Below are 20077 nucleotides of genomic sequence, written 5' to 3'. Positions count from 1 at the left end.
CCTCCGTCCCCTTTTTGCGTTGACTATCGTCGGTTCGCGTGGCCGGAACGCCCCTGTGCGTCGAACGAGAGTCGTGCGGACTGGCGATCGCCGGCGACCTCGTCCGGCAGCCACACCAGCCTGCCCCCCTTGCGCACGATCACATAGACGTGGCCGACGTCACCCGGCGTGGCCATCAGCGCGTTGCGCTGCGCCTGCAGCGCCTGGGCCACGCGTGGCACTGCCTCGAAATCGATGTTGGCCAGCGCCGTGCTGCTGCGGCGCAGGGTGATGGTGGGCGCGAAGCGCTGCGGATCGACCGGGTCACCCTTGCGCCACTGGCCGTGCTCGAAGTGGTAGCTGTCCACGTGCGTAGGTTGCTGCGGATCGACCAGATCCAGATTGATGCGGCCATCATCGTAGAAGTGGATGCTGTGGAACACCATCAACCGGTGCCCGGCCAGGGCTGGCATCTGTTCCAGTGCCTGGCGGGCGGCCAGCAGGTAGTCCGCATCGAACAAGCGGTTGCTGCGTTCGGGCATCGGCATCGACCGCGGTTCGGGAATCGGTGCGAGCGAAGCAGGCCGCTCGCGCGGTGGAGGCGTGGTGATCGGCGTGGTTGCGCGGTCATCCTGCACCGAATGGCCCATCGTTTCGGCAAGGGTCTGCAGTGCCCCGCCGGCAACGGCGACGCCGGCCAGCAACAGCAGCACCATCGAAAATACCAGTCGCGTCGAGGGGGGCTGCTTCATACACCCTCCAGGCGAACGTTGCCGCGATCTTCCGGGTCGTACAGCAGCGTGACCTGCTCGCGTGGAAGGTTGGCCAGCTCGATCAACGGGATGAAGCGGCGCACGTTCACCTGCTGTATGCCACCTTCGCGGTCGGTGTACTCCAGCTGGAACTCCACCTGCGGCTGCTCGTTGAGGTAGGTGCCGGTCTGGCGCAGCTTCAGCACCTTCGCATCCACGCCGATGCCGCGGTACTTCAGCGCGTCGCCGCGTGCATCGGCCTGCAGCAGGCGCCCCAGGACGCGCAGGCCCAGGGCGTAGCCGCACAACACCAGCGGGCACACCAGCAGTGGGTGGCCGAAGGACATGAACGTCCAGCCCAGGCCCTCACTCTGCAGCCGATAGGCGAGCACGTAGGCGCTGGCAACCACGACGATGCCGATGACCGCGCCGGCGCCGCGGCGCCAGAGGCTGGCGACATCAAGTTCGGGCTGGGCGCCCTCCAGCACCACATTGGGGAACGCACCCGGCGTCCGGCTCAGGCGAACCTCGATGCGCTGGCCGGCCACGAAACGCTGCAGCTGCGGTTTGCTGTCCACCACCAGCATCTGTTCATGGATCGGCGTGCCGGACAGGTTCTGGAAGCCAAGCTTCAGTCTCCACTGCGCGAAGCCGCGCACGTGCACGCCGGTCTGCTCGGCCTGTTCGATCAACGCATCACGCGGCTCACCGTCGGCCAGGATGGTGCGCACCCGATGCAGCGCGCGCGGCGGGCCCAGCAGCAGGTAGTGCAGGAAGGCGAGCAGCAACGCGAGCCACAGGGCCAGCGACAGGGCGAGCAGCAGCAGGGCCAGCCATGGCGCGCTGCGGTCGGCCAGTGGCACCGGCCACGACGTGCCGAAGTAGAGGATGCAGGGGAAGGGCAACGCGAAGAACAGCAGGAACGCGCCCCAGAACCAGAGATAGGCCTTCATGGGGTGGTGGGGGACCGATGGAACAGGGCGCGTAGGGTACTACGCTCAGCGGATCTGCAGGGTCAGCAGGAAGTAGCGGCCAAGTGGATCGTCCAGCCCCGGCATCTGGCCGCCATTGCCGACCAGGTAGTTCACCGGTTGCGTGTCGAGCACGTTGTGCACGTCCAGCGCGGCGACCAAGCGCGGCCCCAGCCGCCTTGCCAGGTGCAGGTTCCAGCGCAGCTGCCGCGGATTCATGCAATGGTTCTGCTCGCGCTGTTCCTCCGGGCATTCCGCACCGGGCAGCCAGGCACGCGTGCGCCCTACCTGGTTGCCGCGCAGGGCGATGTCCCAGTTGCTGTTCTGCCACTGCACATTGAGCACGGCGGCCATCGCTGGCGTGACATGGCCACGCAGGTCCACCGTCGCTTCATGGCCACGCTCGCGGCGCAGTTCCTGCTGCTTCAGCGCATCGAGCGAGAACAGCCACTGGCCGGTGCTGCCGGTGTCGATGTGGTACTCCCCGCGCAGAACAAGGTTGCGCGACGTGGTGCGGCCGATGTTGTCGAAGGATAGGCGCAGGTTGTGCAGGTTGCCGTCCTCGTCCAACTCCCACGTGCTTGAATTCCACACTGCGTCGGCCGGTTGCAGGGCCAGGATCTCGTTGCGCAGTTCGACGATGTTGTGGGTCAGCGACAGTGAAAACGCATCGGTCGGTGTCCAGGTCGCACCCAGGGAATGGCTGCGCGACCGCTCCGCTTTCAGCGCATCGTTCTCCACCACGTCCACGGTTACGCTGCAGCGTCCGTTGCCGTTGCTCTGCGCGCAGTTGGGCAGTGCGCTGGAGGCGGGTAGTTCGATCGCGCCGAAATAGCCCGGCGGCCGCCGTTGCTCGAACAGGCTGGGGGCCCGGTAGCCGCGCCCGGTGGCAAGCAGGAATGACCACTGCGGTGTCGGGCTCCAGCGTACGCCCACGCGGGGCGAGAAAGCCTGGTAATCGCCATCGCGGTCCCAGCGTGCTGCCAGGTCCATGCGCAGCGTGCGCGCCAATGGCAGGCCGAGTTCGGCGTAGGCACCGCCACTGCGGCGTGACAGGTGGCGTTGTTCCTGTGGCAGGCCCAGCGCCAGGTCGCCCTGGCTCAGCAGCGCGTCGGGATGCGACGTCCAGCGTTCCTGGCGCAGGTCGATGCCGGTGGCCACTTGTGCAGCACCGCCGGCCAATGGCATCAACTCGCGCTGCATGCCCCACCAGCCCTGCCACTGCTCGGTGCGCCCGCGGTTGCGGATCGACGGGAACAACTGCGCGGCGGTCTCTGCCGGCAACGAGGTGAAGCCGGGCAGGAAATCCAGCGTCTCGGCAGCGCGCAGCAGTGGTTGGGCGCGCACGGTGCCGGACGTCGTCAGGGTGACATCGCTGCGCTGTGCGCTGATGCCGGCATCCCAGCTGCGGCGGCCCTGGTCGCGGCCCATGCCGAAGGTGACGTCGGCATCGGTGGCACGTACATGCGGACGCACGTTGCCGGCTTCGCGCAGCACGCTGTTGAAGGTGAACCCATAAAGCCCGATGGCTACGGCGGTCGGGCCGAGGTCGAAGCGTTGCCGGTTGTGGCTGGCCCGCGCCTCGGCGTAGGCGTAGCGACCTTCGCCGCGCTCATGCCGATAGCGCAGGTAGGCCGAGGCGGTGTCCGAGGCCGGTTGCAGCGAACGCGGGCGTGCGCTGTCAAACCAGCAGGCACCATCGCGCCGTTTCAATGGCCCTTCGCAGCGCTTTGCCGGCCAGTAGCGTCCATCGCGGAACGCGCCGATCAGGTACTGCGAGGTTTCCGCATGCCATTCGCGGCGATCGCCGGCCACGTGGTCGATGCGATGCAGGTCGACGCCAGCGAACCAGCGGTCCCCTCCGCCGCGCACGCCACCGGTGGCCGCCTGCAGGCGATACTGGCCGGCGTCGCCGCGCCCGCTCAGGCCGGTCTGCAGCATGGCTTCAGGGCCATCGGCCTGGTCACGCAGGATGATGTTGACCACGCCGGACATCGCGTCAGCACCATAGATGGCCGACGCACCGCCACGCACCAGTTCGATGCGCTCGACGAAGCTGAGCGGGATGCCCCCCAGGTCGGTGAGCCCGCCCTGTTCCAGCGACACCATCGGATAGCGTGGCAGGCGCCGGCCATTGACCAGGAACAAGGTCGCACGCGGACCCATGCCGTCCAGGCTGGTGGTGGTGGCCGCACCCACCGGCAGGTACTGCGAATCGCCACTGCGCGAGGTGCTCATCGCCGGGTGGCCGTTCATGCCCGGCAAGTGCCGCAGCAGGTCGAACAGGCTGCCGTAACCGCTGCGCAGGATGTCATCGCGGTCGATGATGGTCACCGGCAGCGTGGTCTGCACGGAGGTGCGCGGCAGCCGGCTGCCGGTGACATGGATCGGCGCCAGCTCCACCTGCGGTGGCGTCTCGGGCACCCCGCCCGGCGACGGTACCGCGGGCATCGCACGCGTCGCGACCGGCGGGGGCGATGGCGGTGCTGGCCGGGTGCGGCGGACGACGAATCCACCGGCAGGCGTGCGCAGGATGGTCACCGGCATGCCGGCGACCAGTTCCTTCAGGGCCGTGGCCGCATCGCGTTGGCCATGGGTGCCGGCCGTGCGCAGGCCATCCAGTTCACGCGCATCGAACAGCAGGGCGATGCCACTCTGGCGCGCCCATTGCTGCAGGGCCGGTGCGAGTGGGCCTGAACCCACATGGACCTCCAGGGTGCCGGCCTGTTCGGCTGCATCGGCAGAGGGCAGCGCGGCGATGCTCAGCGCGAAGCAGAACAGGGTGCAGAGCAGCCCCTCCCGCAGCGCGCCCGGTACTGCCTTCACTGCAGGCCTCCTCAGTACGTGCGGCGCAGTTCCAGCGCGCCATCCGGTCGCGTCTGGCCAGCTACCGACCAGCCCAGTTCCAGCGCCGACAGCAGTTCCTGCGCATCGCCGGCACGGAAGGTGCCACTCACGGCCAGGCTGGCGATCTCGGGATCGGCGATCACCAGCGGCGTGCGACCGTAGCGGTTCATGCGCTCGACCACGATCGACAGCGGCGTGGCATCGAACACCAGCTGTCCCTGCAGCCAGCCTTCGGCAGCGGCATTGGACGACAGCGCCGGGCCGGGCTGGAAGCGGCCCGAGGGCAGCACCTGCAGCTGCTGGCCGGGTGCCAGGGTGTGCTGGGTTCCCCCATTGCTGACTTCCACCGCACCTTCCAGCAGTGCGACTTCGACCAGGCCGTCGTTCAGGCGCTCCACCTGGAAGGTGGTGCCGATGTCGCGGATGGTGCTGTCGCCGGCGCGCAGCTGCAGCGCCTTGCTCGACGGTGCGACCTGCAGCTGCACGCGGCCCCGTTCCAGCACCAGGTTGCGATGGCGCCAACCGAATCGGGCATGCAGCGTGGTGCCCGCATCCAGCGTGGCCACGCTGCCATCGGCCAGCGTCTGCTGCCGGGGCTGGTGGGAATCGTTGGCATAGCGCAGCGGCGTGGGGTTGCCGTCGATGGCGACCATCCAGCCGATCCCGATGGCCAGGCAGACGCCTGCGGCGGCGGCCACTGCCGGCAGCCAGCGACGCTGTGCCGGCCGTGCCGCACGTGCTGCGGCGGTGCGCAGCCACGGGTCAGCGGCCAGTTCTTCGCCCCGCTGGAACAGGGTCTCGGCCTGGATCCAGGCGCTGACATGGGCCGGGTCCTCGGCCAGCCAGTCCTCGAACCTCTCTCGCTCGCCCGGCGTGCAGTCCGGAGCCTCCAGCCGCGCCACCCAGGCGCTGGCGCGTTCAAACAGCAGGGTGTCTTCCCTGGGGCTGGCGTGACTCATCCGTTGTCCCTGTCGTTGTGCAGCGGATCCGATCCGAGTTCCTGGCGCAGGCCCTGCAGGGCGCGGGCGATATGTTTTTCCACGGTCTTGGCGGTGATTCCACAGTGCCGCGCGATCTGCGTATAGCTCATGCCGGTGATCCGGTTGAGCAGGTACACCTCGCGCGCGCGCTCGGGCAGCTTGAACAGGGCCTGCCGCAGCAGGGACAGCATCTGCCCGGACTCGGCCTGGCGCAATGGATCGGGCGACGTGCTGGAGGGCTCGTCGCCGCCATCGTGTTCGGCAAGGGACAGGTGTGGCCGCGACTGCGACGAGCGGCCACGGTCTGCCAGGCGGTTGCGGGCGATACGATACAGCAGCAACCGCAGCTCGTCGGCACTGTGTGCGCGATAGCGGATCAGCCGCTCCATGCAGTCCTGCGCGATGTCCTCGGCATCCTCCGGCCCAACGCCGCGCGTGCGCAGGAAAGCGCACAACGGCGCGCGTTCTTCCCGTACGAACGCAATGAACGCGTCCGTCGGCACGGACAGGTCCGGCGCGCGATGGATCAGAGGAGAGGGGGTGGACAGGGCTGGCCTCGGGCGTCGGTGGCGGGTGCGTCTTCGAGTTTTACGCGACGATGACCGGATGGGGAAGAGTGTGCATGGCCCCTGATTTCATTGTGAATGCATTCATGTTTCGGAGGCTGGTGCGCTGGGGGAGTTTGCGCCGCCCGGACGTTGAACTCCTGACCCGTGTGTTGCGGGTGGAGAGAGAACGCATGAAACATTCGAAGTTGAGCCTGGCCCTGGCCGGGCTGATGGGCGTCACCGCCATGGCGGCGGTTGATGACGTCATGGCAATGAATTATCACGTGCGGGACGATCGCGTCTTCCTCAGCGGCGGCGTCACCGTTGCTGACGTGGTGGCGCTGCCCGCGCTGCTGGCCAAGGCACAGGCTGAAGGCCGTCCGATCCGCGAAGTCGTGCTGCGCACATCCAATGGTGGCGCGCTGATCGCCGGCGAGTGGCTGCAGGCGGTGATCCGCACCCAGGGCCTGGACACCATCGTGTCCGGCCACTGCATCTCGTCCTGCTCGATCATGCAGTCCGGTGGCGTCAACCGTTACCTCGGCGGCGATCTGCCACTGGTCGACTCGGTGCAGATCCACGCCGCCAGCAGTGGCGGCAAGATCACCTATGCGCCGTCAGCGCGCATGACCCAGATCTACACAGGCAACTACGGCGGCGGGATGGATGCGGGCCTGTTGCACAAGGCGCTGTATGAAGTGGTTCAACCCAACGGCCTGCTGGTATTCCGCGACCCGGCGCGCACCACGGGTACGTCGGTCACCTTCGATCCGGATGGCAGCGGCAGCAAGCTGGAGTCGTTCCCGGGCCAGGACATCCGCGGCAACAACATCATCAACACGGCAGGCTATCGCGATCCGGGCGACACCCTGCATGTCACCAGCAACGTCAGCGGCGACATCAACCCGGGCTACCTGCGCACCGCACGCCAGCTGCAGGCCTTCGTCGACGACGATTTCGCGCGCTGGAACACCGACTGGGCCAGCACCTACATCAACTACGCGGTGAGCCTGTACAACGTCTCCACGGGGGGGGCGAACGGTATCGGCGCGCAGTCGTTGCAGCAGCTGCTCGCCGATCCCGACGTCCAGAATGAACTGCGCGGTCAGCTGCGGCTGGCCGATCTGGATGCCTCAACCCTGGCCAGTTCGGCGGGCGTGATCCGTGTCAGCAATGGCGCTACCTGGCGCACCGCCGAAACCACTGGCGCCGATTTCATTCTGGTGGACAACGGCACCATCGCACTGGAGGGTGGTGCGCTGCGCACCCCCGAGCTGCGCGTGATGCCGGGCAGCATCGTGGTCGGCCATGGTGATATCGCATCGGTCGGCACCGACAGCGATGCGCTGCTGGATGGCACCGGCCCGTCCTACCGCGAAGATGGCTTCAACCGCCTGCGCGTGTTCGGCACGCTGATGCCGCGTGGTGGTGATCTGGTGACCCACGGCTACGTCAACATCATGCCCGGCGGGCAGGTGCTGTTCGATGTTACCGAAACCGGTGGTACCGGCAGTGGCCGCCTGCGCGTCGGCAGCTTCTACGATGGCGGCTCCGAGGAGGGCGCGCTGGTGATCGCGCAGGGCGCACATCTGGCGCTGAACGTGGCCCAGGGCTTCTATGCCGGCACCTACCGTCGCGACCTGGTGGAAGGACCGATCTACCAGGGGGGCTTCCAGGATGCCGTGCGGCTGGGCGATGCCGGCTACAGCGCCAGCATCACGGCCGGTGAAGTGTTCCGCCCGCGCCACAATTCGCTGCTCAGCTTCAACGTCAACCAGACCGCCGACGGCCTGTGGCTGACCGCCAACCCGGGCTTCGATCAGCTGGGCCTGTTCGCCAACGGCACCTCCGGCGACGGCCTGGGGCGCGCGCTGGCCGCTGCAGCGGACCGCCAGGACAGCGGCCTGAAGTCGTTGCTCGGCGCGCTGCAGTTCAGCGACCGCGATGTGATCGCACAGCAGGCTGGCGCCCTGCGCGGTGATGCGCATGCCAGCCTGCGCCTGGCCGACAATGCACTGATCGGCAGCATCGGCAACGTGGTGCAGCAGCACCAGGCAGCGATGCGCAGTGGCGGCGATGCCGATGGCCTGGCCTCGCAGGCGGCGCAGTCGGTCTCGGCGCAGCCAGGCATGCGCCATGGCAGCCTGTTCAACCAGCTGGCCATGCATCTGGTTGAACCGGCCGGCGAGGCTGCTGGCGACAGCCGCGTGGCGGGGCGCAGCCATGGCCTGTGGGCGCGCGGTTTCGCCAGCCATGGCCGCATCGACGCCGACGGTGGTGTGGCCGGCCTGAGCCACACTGTCGGCGGCATCGTGATCGGTGCCGATACCCGCGTGGCCGATGACCGCGTGACCCTCGGCGTGAGCGTGGCCGCCGCCGACATGTCGACCAAGGCCAGCGACGGCTCCGGCTTCAGTGGCGACGTACGCGCGCTGGATGTGGGCGGCTACCTGGATGCGACCTATTCGCGGGGCTACCTGTCGGCTGCCGTGCGCTACACCGACCTGCGGCATGACACCCGCCGCAGTGTCGGCGGCATTGATGGGCTGCAGCAGCCTCTGCGCGCGAAGTACAGCAACGATGCCATCTCGGCACGGGTGGAGCATGCGTTCTCCTTCACCACTGGAAAGGGTCTGGTGATCCAGCCCCTGCTGCCGGTGGTGGACTACGCACGGACCTCGGCCACCCGTTTCAATGAAGGGCAGGGCGCCGGTGCGCTGGTGGGCCGCAGCGGCAGCCTGGAGAGCATTCGTGTGGGTGCCGGCCTGCAGCTGTTCAAGACCTTCGAAGGCAACAACGGTGAGCGCATTACCCCGCGTGCCCGCGTGGTCTGGCAGAAGGAGCTGGGCGATTCGCAGGCGCGCTACAGCACCGGCTTTGCTGCGGCCCCGGACCTGGTGTTTGGTGCCAGCAGCCAGGCCGTGGGCGAGCAGGTGCTGGCCTGGAACGTCGGCGTGACCAGTCGCGCCAGCGAGCGCCTGTCGATCATGGCCGACTACGTGGGTGAGCGCCGCGACGGGCAGATCCAGAACGGCGTGATGCTGGGCCTGGGCTACCAGTTCTAAGGGGTACTCGGTCCCGGCGATATCCGTATCGCCGGGACCATCCCATCAGGGCAGGTGCTGCGGTATGGTCGGCAGGGAATTCCAGCCAGGCCTGTCCATGCAGATCGCCGTTTTCAGTGCCCGCCCCTACGATCGTCGCTTCCTCGACGAGGCCAACCAGCGCGATGCGGCCGGGCAGGGCTTTGCATTCGTGTACTTCGATGCCGCGCTGGACGTGCATACCGCCGCACTGGCGCAGGACTGCGCCGCGGCATGCGTGTTCGTCAACGACCGCCTCGACGCGCCGGTTCTGCACGCGTTGCATGCGCTGGGCGTACGCGCCATCCTGCTGCGCTGCGCCGGCTTCAACAATGTGGACCTGGCCACCGCGAAAGCGCTGGACCTGTTCGTCGCACGGGTGCCGGCCTATTCCCCCGAAGCCGTGGCCGAGCACGCGCTGGCGCTGGTGATGACGCTCAACCGGCAGACCCATCGCGCCTACAATCGCGTGCGCGAGGGCAACTTCATGCTCGATGGCCTGCTCGGCCGCACCCTGCATGGGCGCACGGTCGGCATCGTCGGCACCGGCAAGATCGGCCTGGCCACCGCGCGCATCTTCCACGGCATGGGCTGCACCGTGCTGGGGCATGACCCGTATCCATCGCCGGCCTTCGCCGGCGTGGGCGACATGGTTGGGCTGGATGAACTGCTGGCGCGCGCCGACATCGTGTCGCTGCATTGCCCGCTGACACCCGATACCCAGCACCTGATCAACGACGCCTCGCTGGCGCGGATGAAGACCGGCGCGATGCTGGTCAACACGTCACGCGGCGCGCTTGTGGACACCCACGCGGTGATCCGCGCGCTGAAGTTGCGGCGGCTCGGCCACCTGGCCATCGACGTCTACGAGCAGGAAAGCGCGCTGTTCTTCCAGGACCTTTCCGGCGAGATCATCGACGACGAGGCCTTCCAGCGCCTGATGACCTTCCCCAACGTGCTGGTGACCGGCCACCAGGGCTTCTTCACCGTGGAGGCGCTGCAGGAGATCTCGGCAATCACGCTGGGGAACCTGCGGGATTTCGCCGAGGGGCGGGTGTGTGCGAACCGGGTGGAGACATCGCTGAGATGATTGGAAGTCATGAGGGGTGTGCGTTTTCATACCTATCATTGAGGGGCGCAGATGAAACGCTTAGTCACCTTGAAAGTTGGGCTGCTGTTTCCATTGCTGATGGCGGGCGGCTGTGCAGCGGAGGAGTCCCGAGGCGAGAAGGGGTGGGAAGGGCTAGAACGATGCGTGACAACAATCGAGACTTACGTTCAAGAGACGAGGGGATGGAAACGGGAGATGTATCGGATTGCGGAGGAGTCTTCCGGCACCGCAGATATTGGCTTCTCGGTCCAGCACGTCCATGACAGGGTTCTGCTGCCAGAAGGTGGACTGAAGTCATTTCATGTTGATCTCGACCAGCGATGTTCCAGGGTCATCCGTGAAAGCCACTATCAGTAGCTGGTAGCGGCTTGTTGGCCCATGAAGAGGGTAGATGCGCGGCCATTGACCGCATGTTGCTTGTAGTCCTACAATGCCCAGCTAGGCCGGAATAGCTCAGTTGGTAGAGCGGCGCATTCGTAATGCGTAGGTCGCAGGTTCGACTCCTGTTTCCGGCACCAGTTGCAATGAAAAGCCCCGGCCTTGGTTGGGGCTTTTTGTTTGCGCCCGCCGGTGATCCTTGGATGGCCACCTCACTGAAGGCTGCAAGCCTTCATCAACGCCTCGTCATCCCTGCATCCCGCGCCAGCCACCATGCCAGCTGCCGGAGATAACCACCCGCGGCTCCAGCCGATGCACCGATCATCAGGCGTGCAAGCACTCTGATCCCGCGCGCGGCCCGCTCCCGCACCCAAGGCAGTACCGCCACCACCTGCGCACCCAGCAACAGCATCAGCACGTCCAGCCCCAGCGCATCCACCACCGGCAACAACGGCAGCAGATCCGGATTGCAGGCCAGCACGATCACCAGTGCAGCACCCAGCACGGCCATCAGGCGGCGCCCGGCGGGCAGGGTGGTCCAGTGCAGCAGTCGGCTGATCAGGCGCACGGCATTCCTCGTGTCATCTGCGGGAATCCTCATCAGGCCCGATCGGCCGCACCGGCTGCCGCAGCACGGTTTTCAACCGCGCTGCGTCGGTCCTGCGCGGGTCGCTCAGGTAGATCTCATGATGGGGGCCGGCAAAGGTGTATCCCAGTGCGGGCATCACTTCGTCATGCAGCTGCGCCAGGACGGGTCCCTCGTCGTCGTAGGCGCCCACGTGCAAGGTCTGCAGGCTGGGGCCCTCGGCAAGGAGTTCATGGCGAAGGCTGGGCGGCGCCTCTCCCAGCTTCGCGCGCGCCTTGCTGATCGCGGCCTGCCACTGTGCAGGGCCGATGCCCTCGGGCGTGCGGATCATTACGGTCCAGGCCCACTCATCCTTGCGCCGCGCGAGGAAGCTGGCCGGGTCCTCGGCACTCCACAGCGCCTCCAGCGGTGGCACCACGTAGTCGCGCCCTTCGGCCTTCAGCGCGAACTTCAGTGCATAGCTCACCGAATACAGCCACTGCACGGCCTGCAGGTAGGCGGGGGCCGTGTTCGGGTCGCCGCGACCATCGACCATCACGTAGGGAATGGGCGGTACATCCACGCGTACGAACCTGCCGGCGGGCGGTTGATAGAGCGCCCGGTCGCGCTTCTTGAAGTCGATCTTGTCCACGGGCCTTCCTCCTGCGCCGAGCATCCCACGCCAGGCACCCGCCAGCACGCCTGAACAGGTTCATGTGACTTTGCCGAACGAGGGCGGACTGCCGGCCAGCACCTGATGCCAGGATGCCGCCCGCGGGCGTCCTGCCCGCCGCGCGTGCGCGGTGCGACAACGTGTCGCAGCCAGAATCGGGCCTTTCCTGCGCTCGATCAATGTCAATGCCTTTCTTAAATGGTGGGTGACGGCCTAAAATTGAAAGGCTGACTCGACCCCACCTCCCTGCCTGTCTTCCGGACCGGTGGGACCGGCTTTGGCTGGAACAGGCAGGGACGGGGAACGGCATTCCCTCGCAATTGGATCGACCGATGATTCCGTTGAAAACCCTTGGGCGCTGGTTGCGCCCGGGCCTGCTGCTGTCGTTGCTGGTGATGCTCACCGGCTGCGATGCCGTGGCCATCCTCAGTCCGAAGGGCCAGATCGGCCAGGATGAGAAGACCCTGCTGATCACGGCCACCGTGCTCATGCTGCTGGTCGTCATCCCGGTCATCATCATGACCCTGACGTTCGCGTGGAAGTATCGCGCCTCCAACACCAAGGCCCGTTACGAGCCGAAGTGGTCCCACTCGACGGCGATCGAGGTGGTGGTGTGGTCCATTCCCTGCATGATCGTGCTGGTGCTGGCGGTCCTGACCTGGCGTTCGTCGCACGCACTGGACCCGTACCGTCCGCTGGATTCGGACGTCAAGCCGGTCACCATCGAGGCGATCTCGCTGGACTGGAAGTGGCTGTTCATCTATCCGGAAGAGAAGGTGGCGGTCGTCAACGAAATCAAGTTCCCGGTCAACACGCCGCTGAACTTCAAGATCACGTCCGATTCGGTGATGAATGCCTTCTTCATCCCGCACCTGGGCAGCATGATCTACTCGATGGCTGCGATGGAGACCAAGCTCCACCTGATCGCCAACGAGACCGGTGAATTCCCGGGCATGTCCTCGCACTACAGCGGCGCGGGCTTCGCCAAGATGCACTTCACCGCCTACTCGGTCACCGATGCCGAGTACCGCCAGTGGCTGGACCAGGTCCGCGCCGGCGAGCAGACCCTGGACAAGGCCTCGTTCAAGGCCCTGGGTGAAGCGCGCAACGCCGAGTGGTATCCGGTCACTTACTTCGGCAAGACCGAAGAAGGCCTGTTCGACTGGGTCATCGCCAAGCACATGGGCGACAACAAGCATTACGGCATGAAGCACTCGCATGCCGGTGCCGCCGCTGCCGATGCCGCCACCCATGAAGCGCACGAGGGCCATGCCCCGAGTGACGCGCATGATTCCAAGGAATCGGGTGAAAACCTGGATGCCACCGAACACGAACACGCAGGCCATGCCGGCCACGCGGGTTCGGGAGAATGAACATGTTGGGAAAACTCTCTCTTGAGTCGATCCCCCACGATCCGATCGTGCTGACCACCCTGGTCGGCGCGGTTCTTGGTGGCCTGGGCGTCGTCGCCCTGATCACCAAGTTCAAGCTGTGGGGCTATCTGTGGAAGGAGTGGTTCACTTCGGTGGATCACAAGAAGATCGGCGTGATGTACCTCATCGTCGCCTTCGTCATGCTGCTGCGCGGTTTCTCCGACGCCATCATGATGCGTACCCAGCAGGCCATCGCCGTCGGCGGGTCCGAGGGCTATCTGCCGCCGCACCACTACGACCAGATCTTCACCGCCCACGGCGTGATCATGATCTTCTTCGTGGCGATGCCGCTGATCACCGGCCTGATGAACCTGGCCGTGCCGCTGCAGATCGGTGCGCGTGACGTTGCGTTCCCGTTCGTCAACTCGCTCAGCTTCTGGCTGTTCGTGGCGGGCGCGGTGCTGATCATGCTGTCGCTGTGGATCGGTGAGTTCGCTGCCACCGGCTGGCTGGCGTTCCCGCCGTTGTCGGGCATCGAATACAGTCCAAGCGTCGGCATGGACTATTACATCTGGGGTCTACAGGTGGCGGGTTTGGGTACCACGCTCAGTGGTATCAACTTCTTCATCACCATCCTCAAGATGCGCACCCCCAGCATGAAGCTGATGCAGATGCCGGTGTTCACCTGGACCGCCCTGGTGACCAACGTGCTGATCGTCGCGGCCTTCCCGGTGCTGACCATCACCCTGGTGCTGCTGACCCTGGACCGTTACCTGGGTACGCACTTCTTCACCAATGACGGTGGCGGCAACGCCATGCTGTACATCAACCTGATCTGGATCTGGGGTCACCCGGAGGTGTACATCCTGGTCCTGCCGGCGTTCGGTGTGTTCTCCGAAGTCATCGCGACCTTCTCGCGCAAGGCGCTGTTCGGCTACAAGGGCATGGTCTACGCCACCGCCTGCATCGGCGTGCTGTCGTTCATCGTGTGGCTGCACCACTTCTTCACCATGGGCTCGGGTGCCAACGTCAATGCCTTCTTTGGCATCACGACGATGATCATCTCGATCCCGACCGGCGTGAAGATCTTCAACTGGCTGTTCACCATGTTCCGCGGCCGTGTGCACTTCACCACCCCGGTGCTGTGGACCATCGGCTTCATGGTCACCTTCGTCATCGGCGGCATGACCGGCGTGATGCTGGCGATCCCGGCCATCGACTTCGTGCTGCACAACAGCCTGTTCCTGATCGCCCACTTCCACAACGTCATCATCGGCGGCGTGGTGTTCGGCATGTTCGCCGGCATCACCTACTGGTGGCCGAAGATGTTCGGCTTCCGCCTCAATGAGTTCTGGGGCAAGTGCGCGTTCTGGTGCTGGTTCATCGGCTTCTACGTGACCTTCATGCCGATGTACGTGCTGGGCTTCATGGGCATGACCCGTCGCCTGCAGAGCACGGTGAACCCGGCCTACGAGCCGCTGCTGCTGGTTGCCGCCTGCGGCGCGTTCATCGTCGGCGCCGGCATCCTGTGCCAGATCATCCAGGTGGCCGTGTCGATCCGCGACCGCAAGAAGACCGTCGACCTGACCGGCGACCCGTGGGATGCCCGTACGCTGGAGTGGGAAACCTCCTCGCCGCCGGCCTTCTACAACTTCGCGACGCTGCCGGAAGTCACCGAGCTGGACGATTTCTGGGAGCGCAAGCAGCGGGGTGAAGCCTGGCCGAAGCCGGCCAAGTACACCGACATCCACATGCCGCGCAACACCGGCACGGGCGTTGTCATCGGTGCCTTCAGCCTGGTGTTCGGCTTCGCGATGATCTGGCACATCTGGTGGCTGGCCATCGTCGGCTTCGTCGGCATGATCGCCACGTTCATCTACCGCACCTTCGACCAGGACGTGGACTACTGGGTCCCGGCCGCCGAGGTGGAACGCATCGAGAACGAACACCGCAAGCACCTGGAAGCCCAGGGCCTGGTGAAGTCGGAGCTGAAGGCATGAGCACCAATACCTCGACCCTGAGCCACGGGCACGCCGCGCATGCGGCGGCCCATGGCCATGACGACCACGAGCACCACGATACCGGCGGCAACACCGTCTTCGGTTTCTGGGTGTACCTGATGAGCGACTGCCTCATCTTCGCCTCGCTGTTCGCCACCTACGTGGTGCTGGCGGGCGGTACCGATGGTGGTCCCACCGCGAAGGACCTGTTCGAGCTGCCGTTCGTGGCGTGGGAAACCGCGCTGCTGCTGACCTCGTCGCTGACCTTCGGCCTGGGCATGATTGCCATGCACCGCAAGCAGATGGGCCAGATGTACCTGTGGCTGGGCATCACCTGGCTGCTGGGCTTCGGCTTCATGTGCATGGAAGTGTGGGAGTTCCAGCACCTGATCCATCAGGGCTACGGTCCGGACCGCAGTGCCTTCCTGTCGGCGTTCTTCGCCCTGGTCGGTACCCACGGCCTGCACGTCAGCGCCGGCCTGCTGTGGCTGCTGGTGATGTTCGTGCAGCTGAAGAAGTACGGCCTGACCCCGACCAACAAGACCCGCATGGCGTGCCTGAGCCTGTTCTGGCACTTCCTGGACCTGATCTGGATCGGCGTGTTCTCCGTCGTCTACCTCAATGGAGCGCTGTAATGGCACATGACAACCATGCACACGACCACGGCACCGGCGGCGAAAGCCACGGCAGCGTGAAGTCGTACCTGATCGGCTTCGTGCTGGCGGTGGTGCTGACCGTCATCCCGTTCTGGATGGTGATGTCGGGCGATTTCTCGCGCACCGTCAACGGTGTGGTGATCGCAGTCACCGCGGTGCTGCAGATGCTGGTCCACCTGGTGTTCTTCCTGCACCTGGATCGCTCTTCGGAAAGTCGCTGGAACGTCAACGCTGCGGCCTTCACCGTCGTGGTGATCGGCATCATCGTGATCGGCACCCTGTGGGTCATGCACAACATGAACGTGCACATGATGCACTGACGTCGTCGCGACGTTGCCACGCAGAAAGGCCGCCCTCGGGCGGCCTTTCTGTTGGCGGATGGATGGGGGCGGATCCCTGTCCGCAGGGCAGGGCTCTGACCCCGGGGCCCGGGTAGATCCACGCCATGCGTGGATGGAGTTGCGTGGATGGGGTCAGAGCCCATGCCTGCGGCAAGGGCTCTGACCCCGAAACCGGGGCCTCACCCCACCCGGCGCAGGAACTCTTCGGCCTCCATCGGCCGGCCCAGATGGTAGCCCTGCAGCTGGTCGCAGCCGAGCTCGCTCAGGTACTCGCGCTGCGCCTGGGTCTCCACGCCTTCGGCCACCACCTGCAGTTGCAGGGTGCGGCCCAGCGCGATGATCGACGAGACGATGGCGGCGTCCTCGTCATTGCGCTCCAGGTCGTGCACGAACGCACGGTCGATCTTCAGTTCGGTGGCTGGCATCCGCTTGAGGTAGAGCAGGCTGGAATAGCCGGTACCGAAATCATCGATGGCGATGTGCACGCCCATTGCGGTCAGGTCGCTGAGGATCGCCAAGCTGGCATCGACGTCCTTCATCGCCGTGGTTTCGGTGATCTCCAGGGTCAGCCGTGCCGGTTCGATCCGGTGCCGCTCCAGCACCTCGCGCACGCTGCCCAGCAGTGCCGGCGAGGCAAACTGCAACGGCGAGAGATTCACTGCCATGGTCCATTCCGCATGCCCGGCATCGTGCCATGCCCCCAGTTGCGCGCAGGCCCGGTCCAGTACCCAGTCACCGATCGGCAGGATAAGGCCGCTGCGTTCGGCGATCGGAATGAAGACATCCGGTGCCAGCAGCCCCAGCTCCGGGTGCTGCCAGCGCAGCAGCGCTTCGGCGCCGGTGGCCGGTGCGCCCGCGGCCGGAAATTTGGGCTGGTAATGCAGGATCAGTTCGTTGCGGGCGATGGCCTTGCGCAGGTCCTGCAGCAGGCGCAGCTGGCGATTGGCACTGAGCTGCATCGAGGGGGTGAAGAAGGTATAGCCGTTCCGCCCGGTCTCCTTGGTGTGGTACATCGCCGCATCGGCGTGCGCCATCAGCTCGCGCTCGTTGCTGGCGTCATCCGGATACAGGGCGATGCCCAGGCTGGCGCTGACCTGCAGTTCGGCCGCATCCAGCGTGAACGGCTCACCGGCGGCGGCAATGATGCGCTCGGCCACCACTACCGCATCGTCGGGAATATCGATGGCCAGCACGATCACGAACTCGTCGCCGCCGAGGCGGGCGAACGTGTCCTGCGGGCGCAGCAGGCCGCCGATGCGCTGCGCCACCGCCACCAGCAGGCGGTCGCCAAGCTGGTGGCCATAGGCATCATTGACCGCCTTGAAACCATCCAGGTCGCAGAACATCACCGCCACCGCATGATTGCGGCGCCGCGCCTTCTCGATGGCCTGCTCGATGCGGTCCTGCAGCAGCATGCGGTTGGGCAGCTGGGTCAAGGGATCATGCAATGCCGCCTGGATCAGCTTGTCGTTGGCGTGCGCCAGCGAATCGGCCAGCAGCCCGGTGCGCACGCGCATCTGCCGGTCGAACAGCGAGGCCACAAGGGCGATGCCCAGCGTGGCCACGGTGGTGACGATCACCAGCACGGCCAGCCAGCGCGTGTCGATGCCGCCACTGCCGACGGCGCCACAGAGGCTGCCTTCGGGGAAGCGCGCCGCCGCCATGCCGGTGTAATGCATGCCGACGATGGCCAGGCCCATCACCAGCGATGCGAGCACGCGCAGGAGCAGGGTGTGGCGCTGCTCGGCGCGCAGGCGGAAGGCGATCCACAGGGCGGCGCCAGCGGCACCGATGGCCACCGCGATGGAGGCGGCAAACCAGCCCGGGTGGTAGTCGATGCCGGGCTGCATGCGCATCGCAGCCATGCCCAGGTAGTGCATGGCTGCGATGCCCAGGCCCATCAGCACGGCCCCGGCCAACAGCCGGCGCCACGGCAGGGTGGGGCGCGACACCAGCCACAGCGCATAGGCGGAGGCGCCGATCGAGACCGCCAGCGAGTACAGGGTGATGCCGAGGTCGTAGCCCACCGGGATCGGCAGGTCGAAGGCGAGCATGCCGATGAAGTGCATCGACCAGATGCCCAGGCCCATCGCCGCCGCGCCTCCGGCCAGCCACCAGCGCGCCACGCGGCCCTCGGCGGTGGCCAGGCGCCCGGCCATGTCCAGCGCCGTGTACGAAGCAAGAATGGCCACCAGCAGGGAGATGATGACCAGGCTCTGACTGTAACTGCCAGTCATGTTGAATCCAGTGGGGGAGGAAGGGGGCGCCCGCAAGGCGCACGCCCGCGACCCCTATCGGCGCGGGTGGGCAGGACTTGAGCGGTCGCAGCAGCTGCGACCGGGCTCGGCTATCCTGCCACGCCTGTTCCCGTTGCTGGAAATCACCCGATGGCCAAAGCCCGCACCGCCTACGTCTGCAATGAATGCGGCGCCGAATTCAGCAAATGGCAGGGCCAGTGCACGGAGTGCAACGCCTGGAACTCGCTGTCTGAAATCGTGCTGGAGAGCGCGGCGGCGGCCAAGGCACCGGCATCGCGGCGGGCGGGTTGGGCCGGCAAGATCGATCCGCCGAAGATCACCGCGCTGAAGGACGTGGAGCAGACCGAGCATCGCCGGGTCTCCACTGGCATCGGCGAGTTCGACCGCGTGCTGGGTGGTGGCCTGGTCGAAGGTGCGGTGGTGCTGGTGGGCGGCGACCCGGGTATCGGCAAGTCGACGCTGCTGCTGCAGGCGGTGGCGAAGATGGCGGCCGAACTGCCGGTGCTGTACGTCACCGGTGAAGAGTCGCTGGCCCAGGTGGCCGGCCGCGCGCACCGCCTGGAGCTGCCACTGGACGGGGTCAACGCGCTGGCCGAGACCGGGGTCGAGTCGATCCTGCAGCATGCCTCCAGGGCTGGGCCGCGGCTGATCGTGGCCGATTCGGTGCAGACCCTGTGGACCGAGAGCCTGACCGCTGCGCCGGGTTCGGTCAGCCAGGTGCGCGAGAGTGCGGCGCGGCTGGTGCGGTTCGCCAAGGAGACCGGCACTGCCGTGTTCCTGGTCGGCCACGTGACCAAGGAGGGTGGCATCGCCGGCCCGCGCGTGCTGGAACACATGGTCGACGCGGTGCTGTACTTCGAGGGCGAGAGCGGCAGCCGCTTCCGCCTGTTGCGCGCGTTCAAGAACCGCTTCGGTGCGGTCAACGAGCTGGGTGTGTTCGCGATGGGCGACAAGGGCCTGAAGGAGGTCTCCAACCCCTCGGCGATCTTCCTCTCCGGCGGCAGCACCCACCAGCCGGGCAGCTGCGTGATGGTCACCCGCGAGGGCACACGGCCGCTGCTGGTGGAGGTACAGGCGCTGGTCGATGCATCGCCGCTGTCGAACCCGCGCCGTGTCGCGGTCGGCCTGGAGCAGAACCGCCTGGCGATGCTGCTGGCGGTGCTGCATCGCCATGGCGGCGTACTGGTCGGCGACCAGGACGTGTTCGTCAATGTGGTCGGTGGCATCCGCGTGCAGGAGACTGCCGCCGATCTGCCGGTGCTGCTGGCGGTGTTGTCGTCGCTGCAGGATCGGCCGCTGGCGGAGAAGACCATCGCCTTCGGTGAAGTGGGCCTGTCCGGCGAGATCCGCCCGGTGCCCAATGGCGAAGACCGCCTGCGCGAGGCCGCCACCCATGGTTTCAAGCGCGCCATCGTGCCCAAGGCCAATGCGCCCAAGGGCGGTTCGGTGAAAGGCATGGAGGTGATCGCGGTGGAACGCCTGTCCGAGGCCATCGACGCGGCGTGAGGCCGGCTCTACAAACGTCAATCACGGCAACGGTCAGCTTCCTTGTGCTAGTTTTT

General features: G+C 66.3%; 16 protein-coding genes and 1 tRNA gene. 9 read left to right on the top strand and 8 right to left on the bottom strand.

What is annotated here, in order from left to right:
• Window positions 1-23: 23 nt before the first annotated feature.
• Genes AC5P7S_RS06125 through AC5P7S_RS06105 form a run of 5 tightly spaced genes read right to left on the bottom strand, consistent with a single transcriptional unit; the run spans window position 24 to window position 6032 of the window.
• Window positions 24-731, bottom strand: a complete 708-nt coding sequence (locus AC5P7S_RS06125) for a hypothetical protein (RefSeq protein WP_005415713.1) — start codon at window positions 729-731, stop codon at window positions 24-26.
• Window positions 728-1684, bottom strand: a complete 957-nt coding sequence (locus tag AC5P7S_RS06120) for a hypothetical protein (protein WP_095377772.1) — start codon at window positions 1682-1684, stop codon at window positions 728-730. The genes AC5P7S_RS06125 and AC5P7S_RS06120 overlap by 4 nt, the downstream gene beginning before the upstream one ends.
• 45 nt (window positions 1685-1729) lie before the next feature.
• The gene (locus AC5P7S_RS06115) at window positions 1730-4528 is read right to left on the bottom strand and encodes a TonB-dependent receptor plug domain-containing protein (protein WP_095377773.1); all 2799 of its coding nucleotides are present in this window, start codon (window positions 4526-4528) and stop codon (window positions 1730-1732) included.
• Window positions 4529-4539: 11 nt separating this feature from the next.
• A complete protein-coding gene (locus tag AC5P7S_RS06110; RefSeq protein WP_065178096.1) occupies window positions 4540-5508 on the bottom strand; it encodes a FecR family protein in 969 nt (322 codons plus the stop codon).
• Window positions 5505-6032: an RNA polymerase sigma factor gene (locus AC5P7S_RS06105; RefSeq protein ID WP_080352916.1), complete on the bottom strand. Its 528-nt coding sequence runs from the start codon at window positions 6030-6032 to the stop codon at window positions 5505-5507. The genes AC5P7S_RS06110 and AC5P7S_RS06105 overlap by 4 nt, the downstream gene beginning before the upstream one ends.
• A 236-nt stretch (window positions 6033-6268) precedes the next feature.
• On the opposite strand from AC5P7S_RS06105, the gene AC5P7S_RS06100 reads away from it, so the two are divergent.
• From AC5P7S_RS06100 to AC5P7S_RS06085, 4 genes are all read left to right on the top strand, one after another.
• Window positions 6269-9142: an autotransporter outer membrane beta-barrel domain-containing protein gene (locus AC5P7S_RS06100; protein WP_095377774.1), complete on the top strand. Its 2874-nt coding sequence runs from the start codon at window positions 6269-6271 to the stop codon at window positions 9140-9142.
• Between the two features lie 97 nt (window positions 9143-9239).
• Window positions 9240-10250, top strand: coding sequence for a 2-hydroxyacid dehydrogenase (locus tag AC5P7S_RS06095; protein ID WP_095377815.1), 1011 nt, complete (start codon window positions 9240-9242; stop codon window positions 10248-10250).
• A gap of 51 nt (window positions 10251-10301) precedes the next feature.
• Window positions 10302-10628: a hypothetical protein gene (locus AC5P7S_RS06090; RefSeq protein WP_095377775.1), complete on the top strand. Its 327-nt coding sequence runs from the start codon at window positions 10302-10304 to the stop codon at window positions 10626-10628.
• Between the two features lie 85 nt (window positions 10629-10713).
• A tRNA-Thr gene (locus AC5P7S_RS06085) sits at window positions 10714-10789 on the top strand.
• 95 nt (window positions 10790-10884) lie between these two features.
• On the opposite strand, the gene AC5P7S_RS06080 is transcribed toward AC5P7S_RS06085, so the two are convergent.
• Window positions 10885-11217: a hypothetical protein gene (locus AC5P7S_RS06080; protein WP_095377776.1), complete on the bottom strand. Its 333-nt coding sequence runs from the start codon at window positions 11215-11217 to the stop codon at window positions 10885-10887.
• Window positions 11218-11230: 13 nt separating this feature from the next.
• Entirely contained in the window at window positions 11231-11866 is a 636-nt protein-coding gene (locus AC5P7S_RS06075; RefSeq protein ID WP_095377777.1) for a GyrI-like domain-containing protein, read from the bottom strand.
• Window positions 11867-12219: 353 nt separating this feature from the next.
• Between AC5P7S_RS06075 and cyoA the strand changes: the two genes are divergently transcribed.
• Genes cyoA through cyoD form a run of 4 tightly spaced genes read left to right on the top strand, consistent with a single transcriptional unit; the run spans window position 12220 to window position 16236 of the window.
• Window positions 12220-13260, top strand: coding sequence for a ubiquinol oxidase subunit II (gene cyoA, locus AC5P7S_RS06070; RefSeq protein WP_005415723.1), 1041 nt, complete (start codon window positions 12220-12222; stop codon window positions 13258-13260).
• Window positions 13261-13262: 2 nt separating this feature from the next.
• Window positions 13263-15260, top strand: coding sequence for a cytochrome o ubiquinol oxidase subunit I (cyoB, locus tag AC5P7S_RS06065; RefSeq protein ID WP_095377778.1), 1998 nt, complete (start codon window positions 13263-13265; stop codon window positions 15258-15260).
• Window positions 15257-15895 (top strand): cytochrome o ubiquinol oxidase subunit III, encoded by a 639-nt coding sequence (cyoC, locus tag AC5P7S_RS06060; protein ID WP_005408583.1) that lies wholly within the window; start codon window positions 15257-15259, stop codon window positions 15893-15895. The genes cyoB and cyoC overlap by 4 nt, the downstream gene beginning before the upstream one ends.
• Window positions 15895-16236, top strand: a complete 342-nt coding sequence (gene cyoD, locus AC5P7S_RS06055) for a cytochrome o ubiquinol oxidase subunit IV (RefSeq protein WP_005415725.1) — start codon at window positions 15895-15897, stop codon at window positions 16234-16236. Before cyoC ends, cyoD begins: the two co-directional genes overlap by 1 nt.
• Window positions 16237-16436: 200 nt before the next feature.
• Here cyoD and AC5P7S_RS06050 read toward each other — a convergent pair whose 3' ends face one another.
• Window positions 16437-18494 (bottom strand): putative bifunctional diguanylate cyclase/phosphodiesterase, encoded by a 2058-nt coding sequence (locus AC5P7S_RS06050; protein ID WP_095377779.1) that lies wholly within the window; start codon window positions 18492-18494, stop codon window positions 16437-16439.
• A gap of 150 nt (window positions 18495-18644) precedes the next feature.
• Here AC5P7S_RS06050 and radA point away from each other — a divergent pair, with 150 nt between their 5' ends.
• Window positions 18645-20021, top strand: a complete 1377-nt coding sequence (gene radA, locus AC5P7S_RS06045; RefSeq protein ID WP_005408586.1) for a DNA repair protein RadA — start codon at window positions 18645-18647, stop codon at window positions 20019-20021.
• Window positions 20022-20077: the final 56 nt, after the last annotated feature.

Source organism: Stenotrophomonas sp. YJH_SMC_32 (assembly GCF_059369975.1).
Note: the sequence above shows the minus strand (reverse complement) of the source record. Positions and strands in the feature narration are given on the sequence as shown.

Coding starts and splice junctions, on each gene's coding strand:
- AC5P7S_RS06125 (WP_005415713.1), bottom strand. CDS start 731: ATGAAGCAGCCCCCCTCGACGCGACTGGTATTTTCGATGGTGCTGCTG.
- AC5P7S_RS06120 (WP_095377772.1), bottom strand. CDS start 1,684: ATGAAGGCCTATCTCTGGTTCTGGGGCGCGTTCCTGCTGTTCTTCGCG.
- AC5P7S_RS06110 (WP_065178096.1), bottom strand. CDS start 5,508: ATGAGTCACGCCAGCCCCAGGGAAGACACCCTGCTGTTTGAACGCGCC.
- AC5P7S_RS06100 (WP_095377774.1), top strand. CDS start 6,269: ATGAAACATTCGAAGTTGAGCCTGGCCCTGGCCGGGCTGATGGGCGTC.
- AC5P7S_RS06095 (WP_095377815.1), top strand. CDS start 9,240: ATGCAGATCGCCGTTTTCAGTGCCCGCCCCTACGATCGTCGCTTCCTC.
- AC5P7S_RS06090 (WP_095377775.1), top strand. CDS start 10,302: ATGAAACGCTTAGTCACCTTGAAAGTTGGGCTGCTGTTTCCATTGCTG.
- cyoA (WP_005415723.1), top strand. CDS start 12,220: ATGATTCCGTTGAAAACCCTTGGGCGCTGGTTGCGCCCGGGCCTGCTG.
- cyoB (WP_095377778.1), top strand. CDS start 13,263: ATGTTGGGAAAACTCTCTCTTGAGTCGATCCCCCACGATCCGATCGTG.
- cyoC (WP_005408583.1), top strand. CDS start 15,257: ATGAGCACCAATACCTCGACCCTGAGCCACGGGCACGCCGCGCATGCG.
- cyoD (WP_005415725.1), top strand. CDS start 15,895: ATGGCACATGACAACCATGCACACGACCACGGCACCGGCGGCGAAAGC.
- AC5P7S_RS06050 (WP_095377779.1), bottom strand. CDS start 18,494: ATGACTGGCAGTTACAGTCAGAGCCTGGTCATCATCTCCCTGCTGGTG.
- radA (WP_005408586.1), top strand. CDS start 18,645: ATGGCCAAAGCCCGCACCGCCTACGTCTGCAATGAATGCGGCGCCGAA.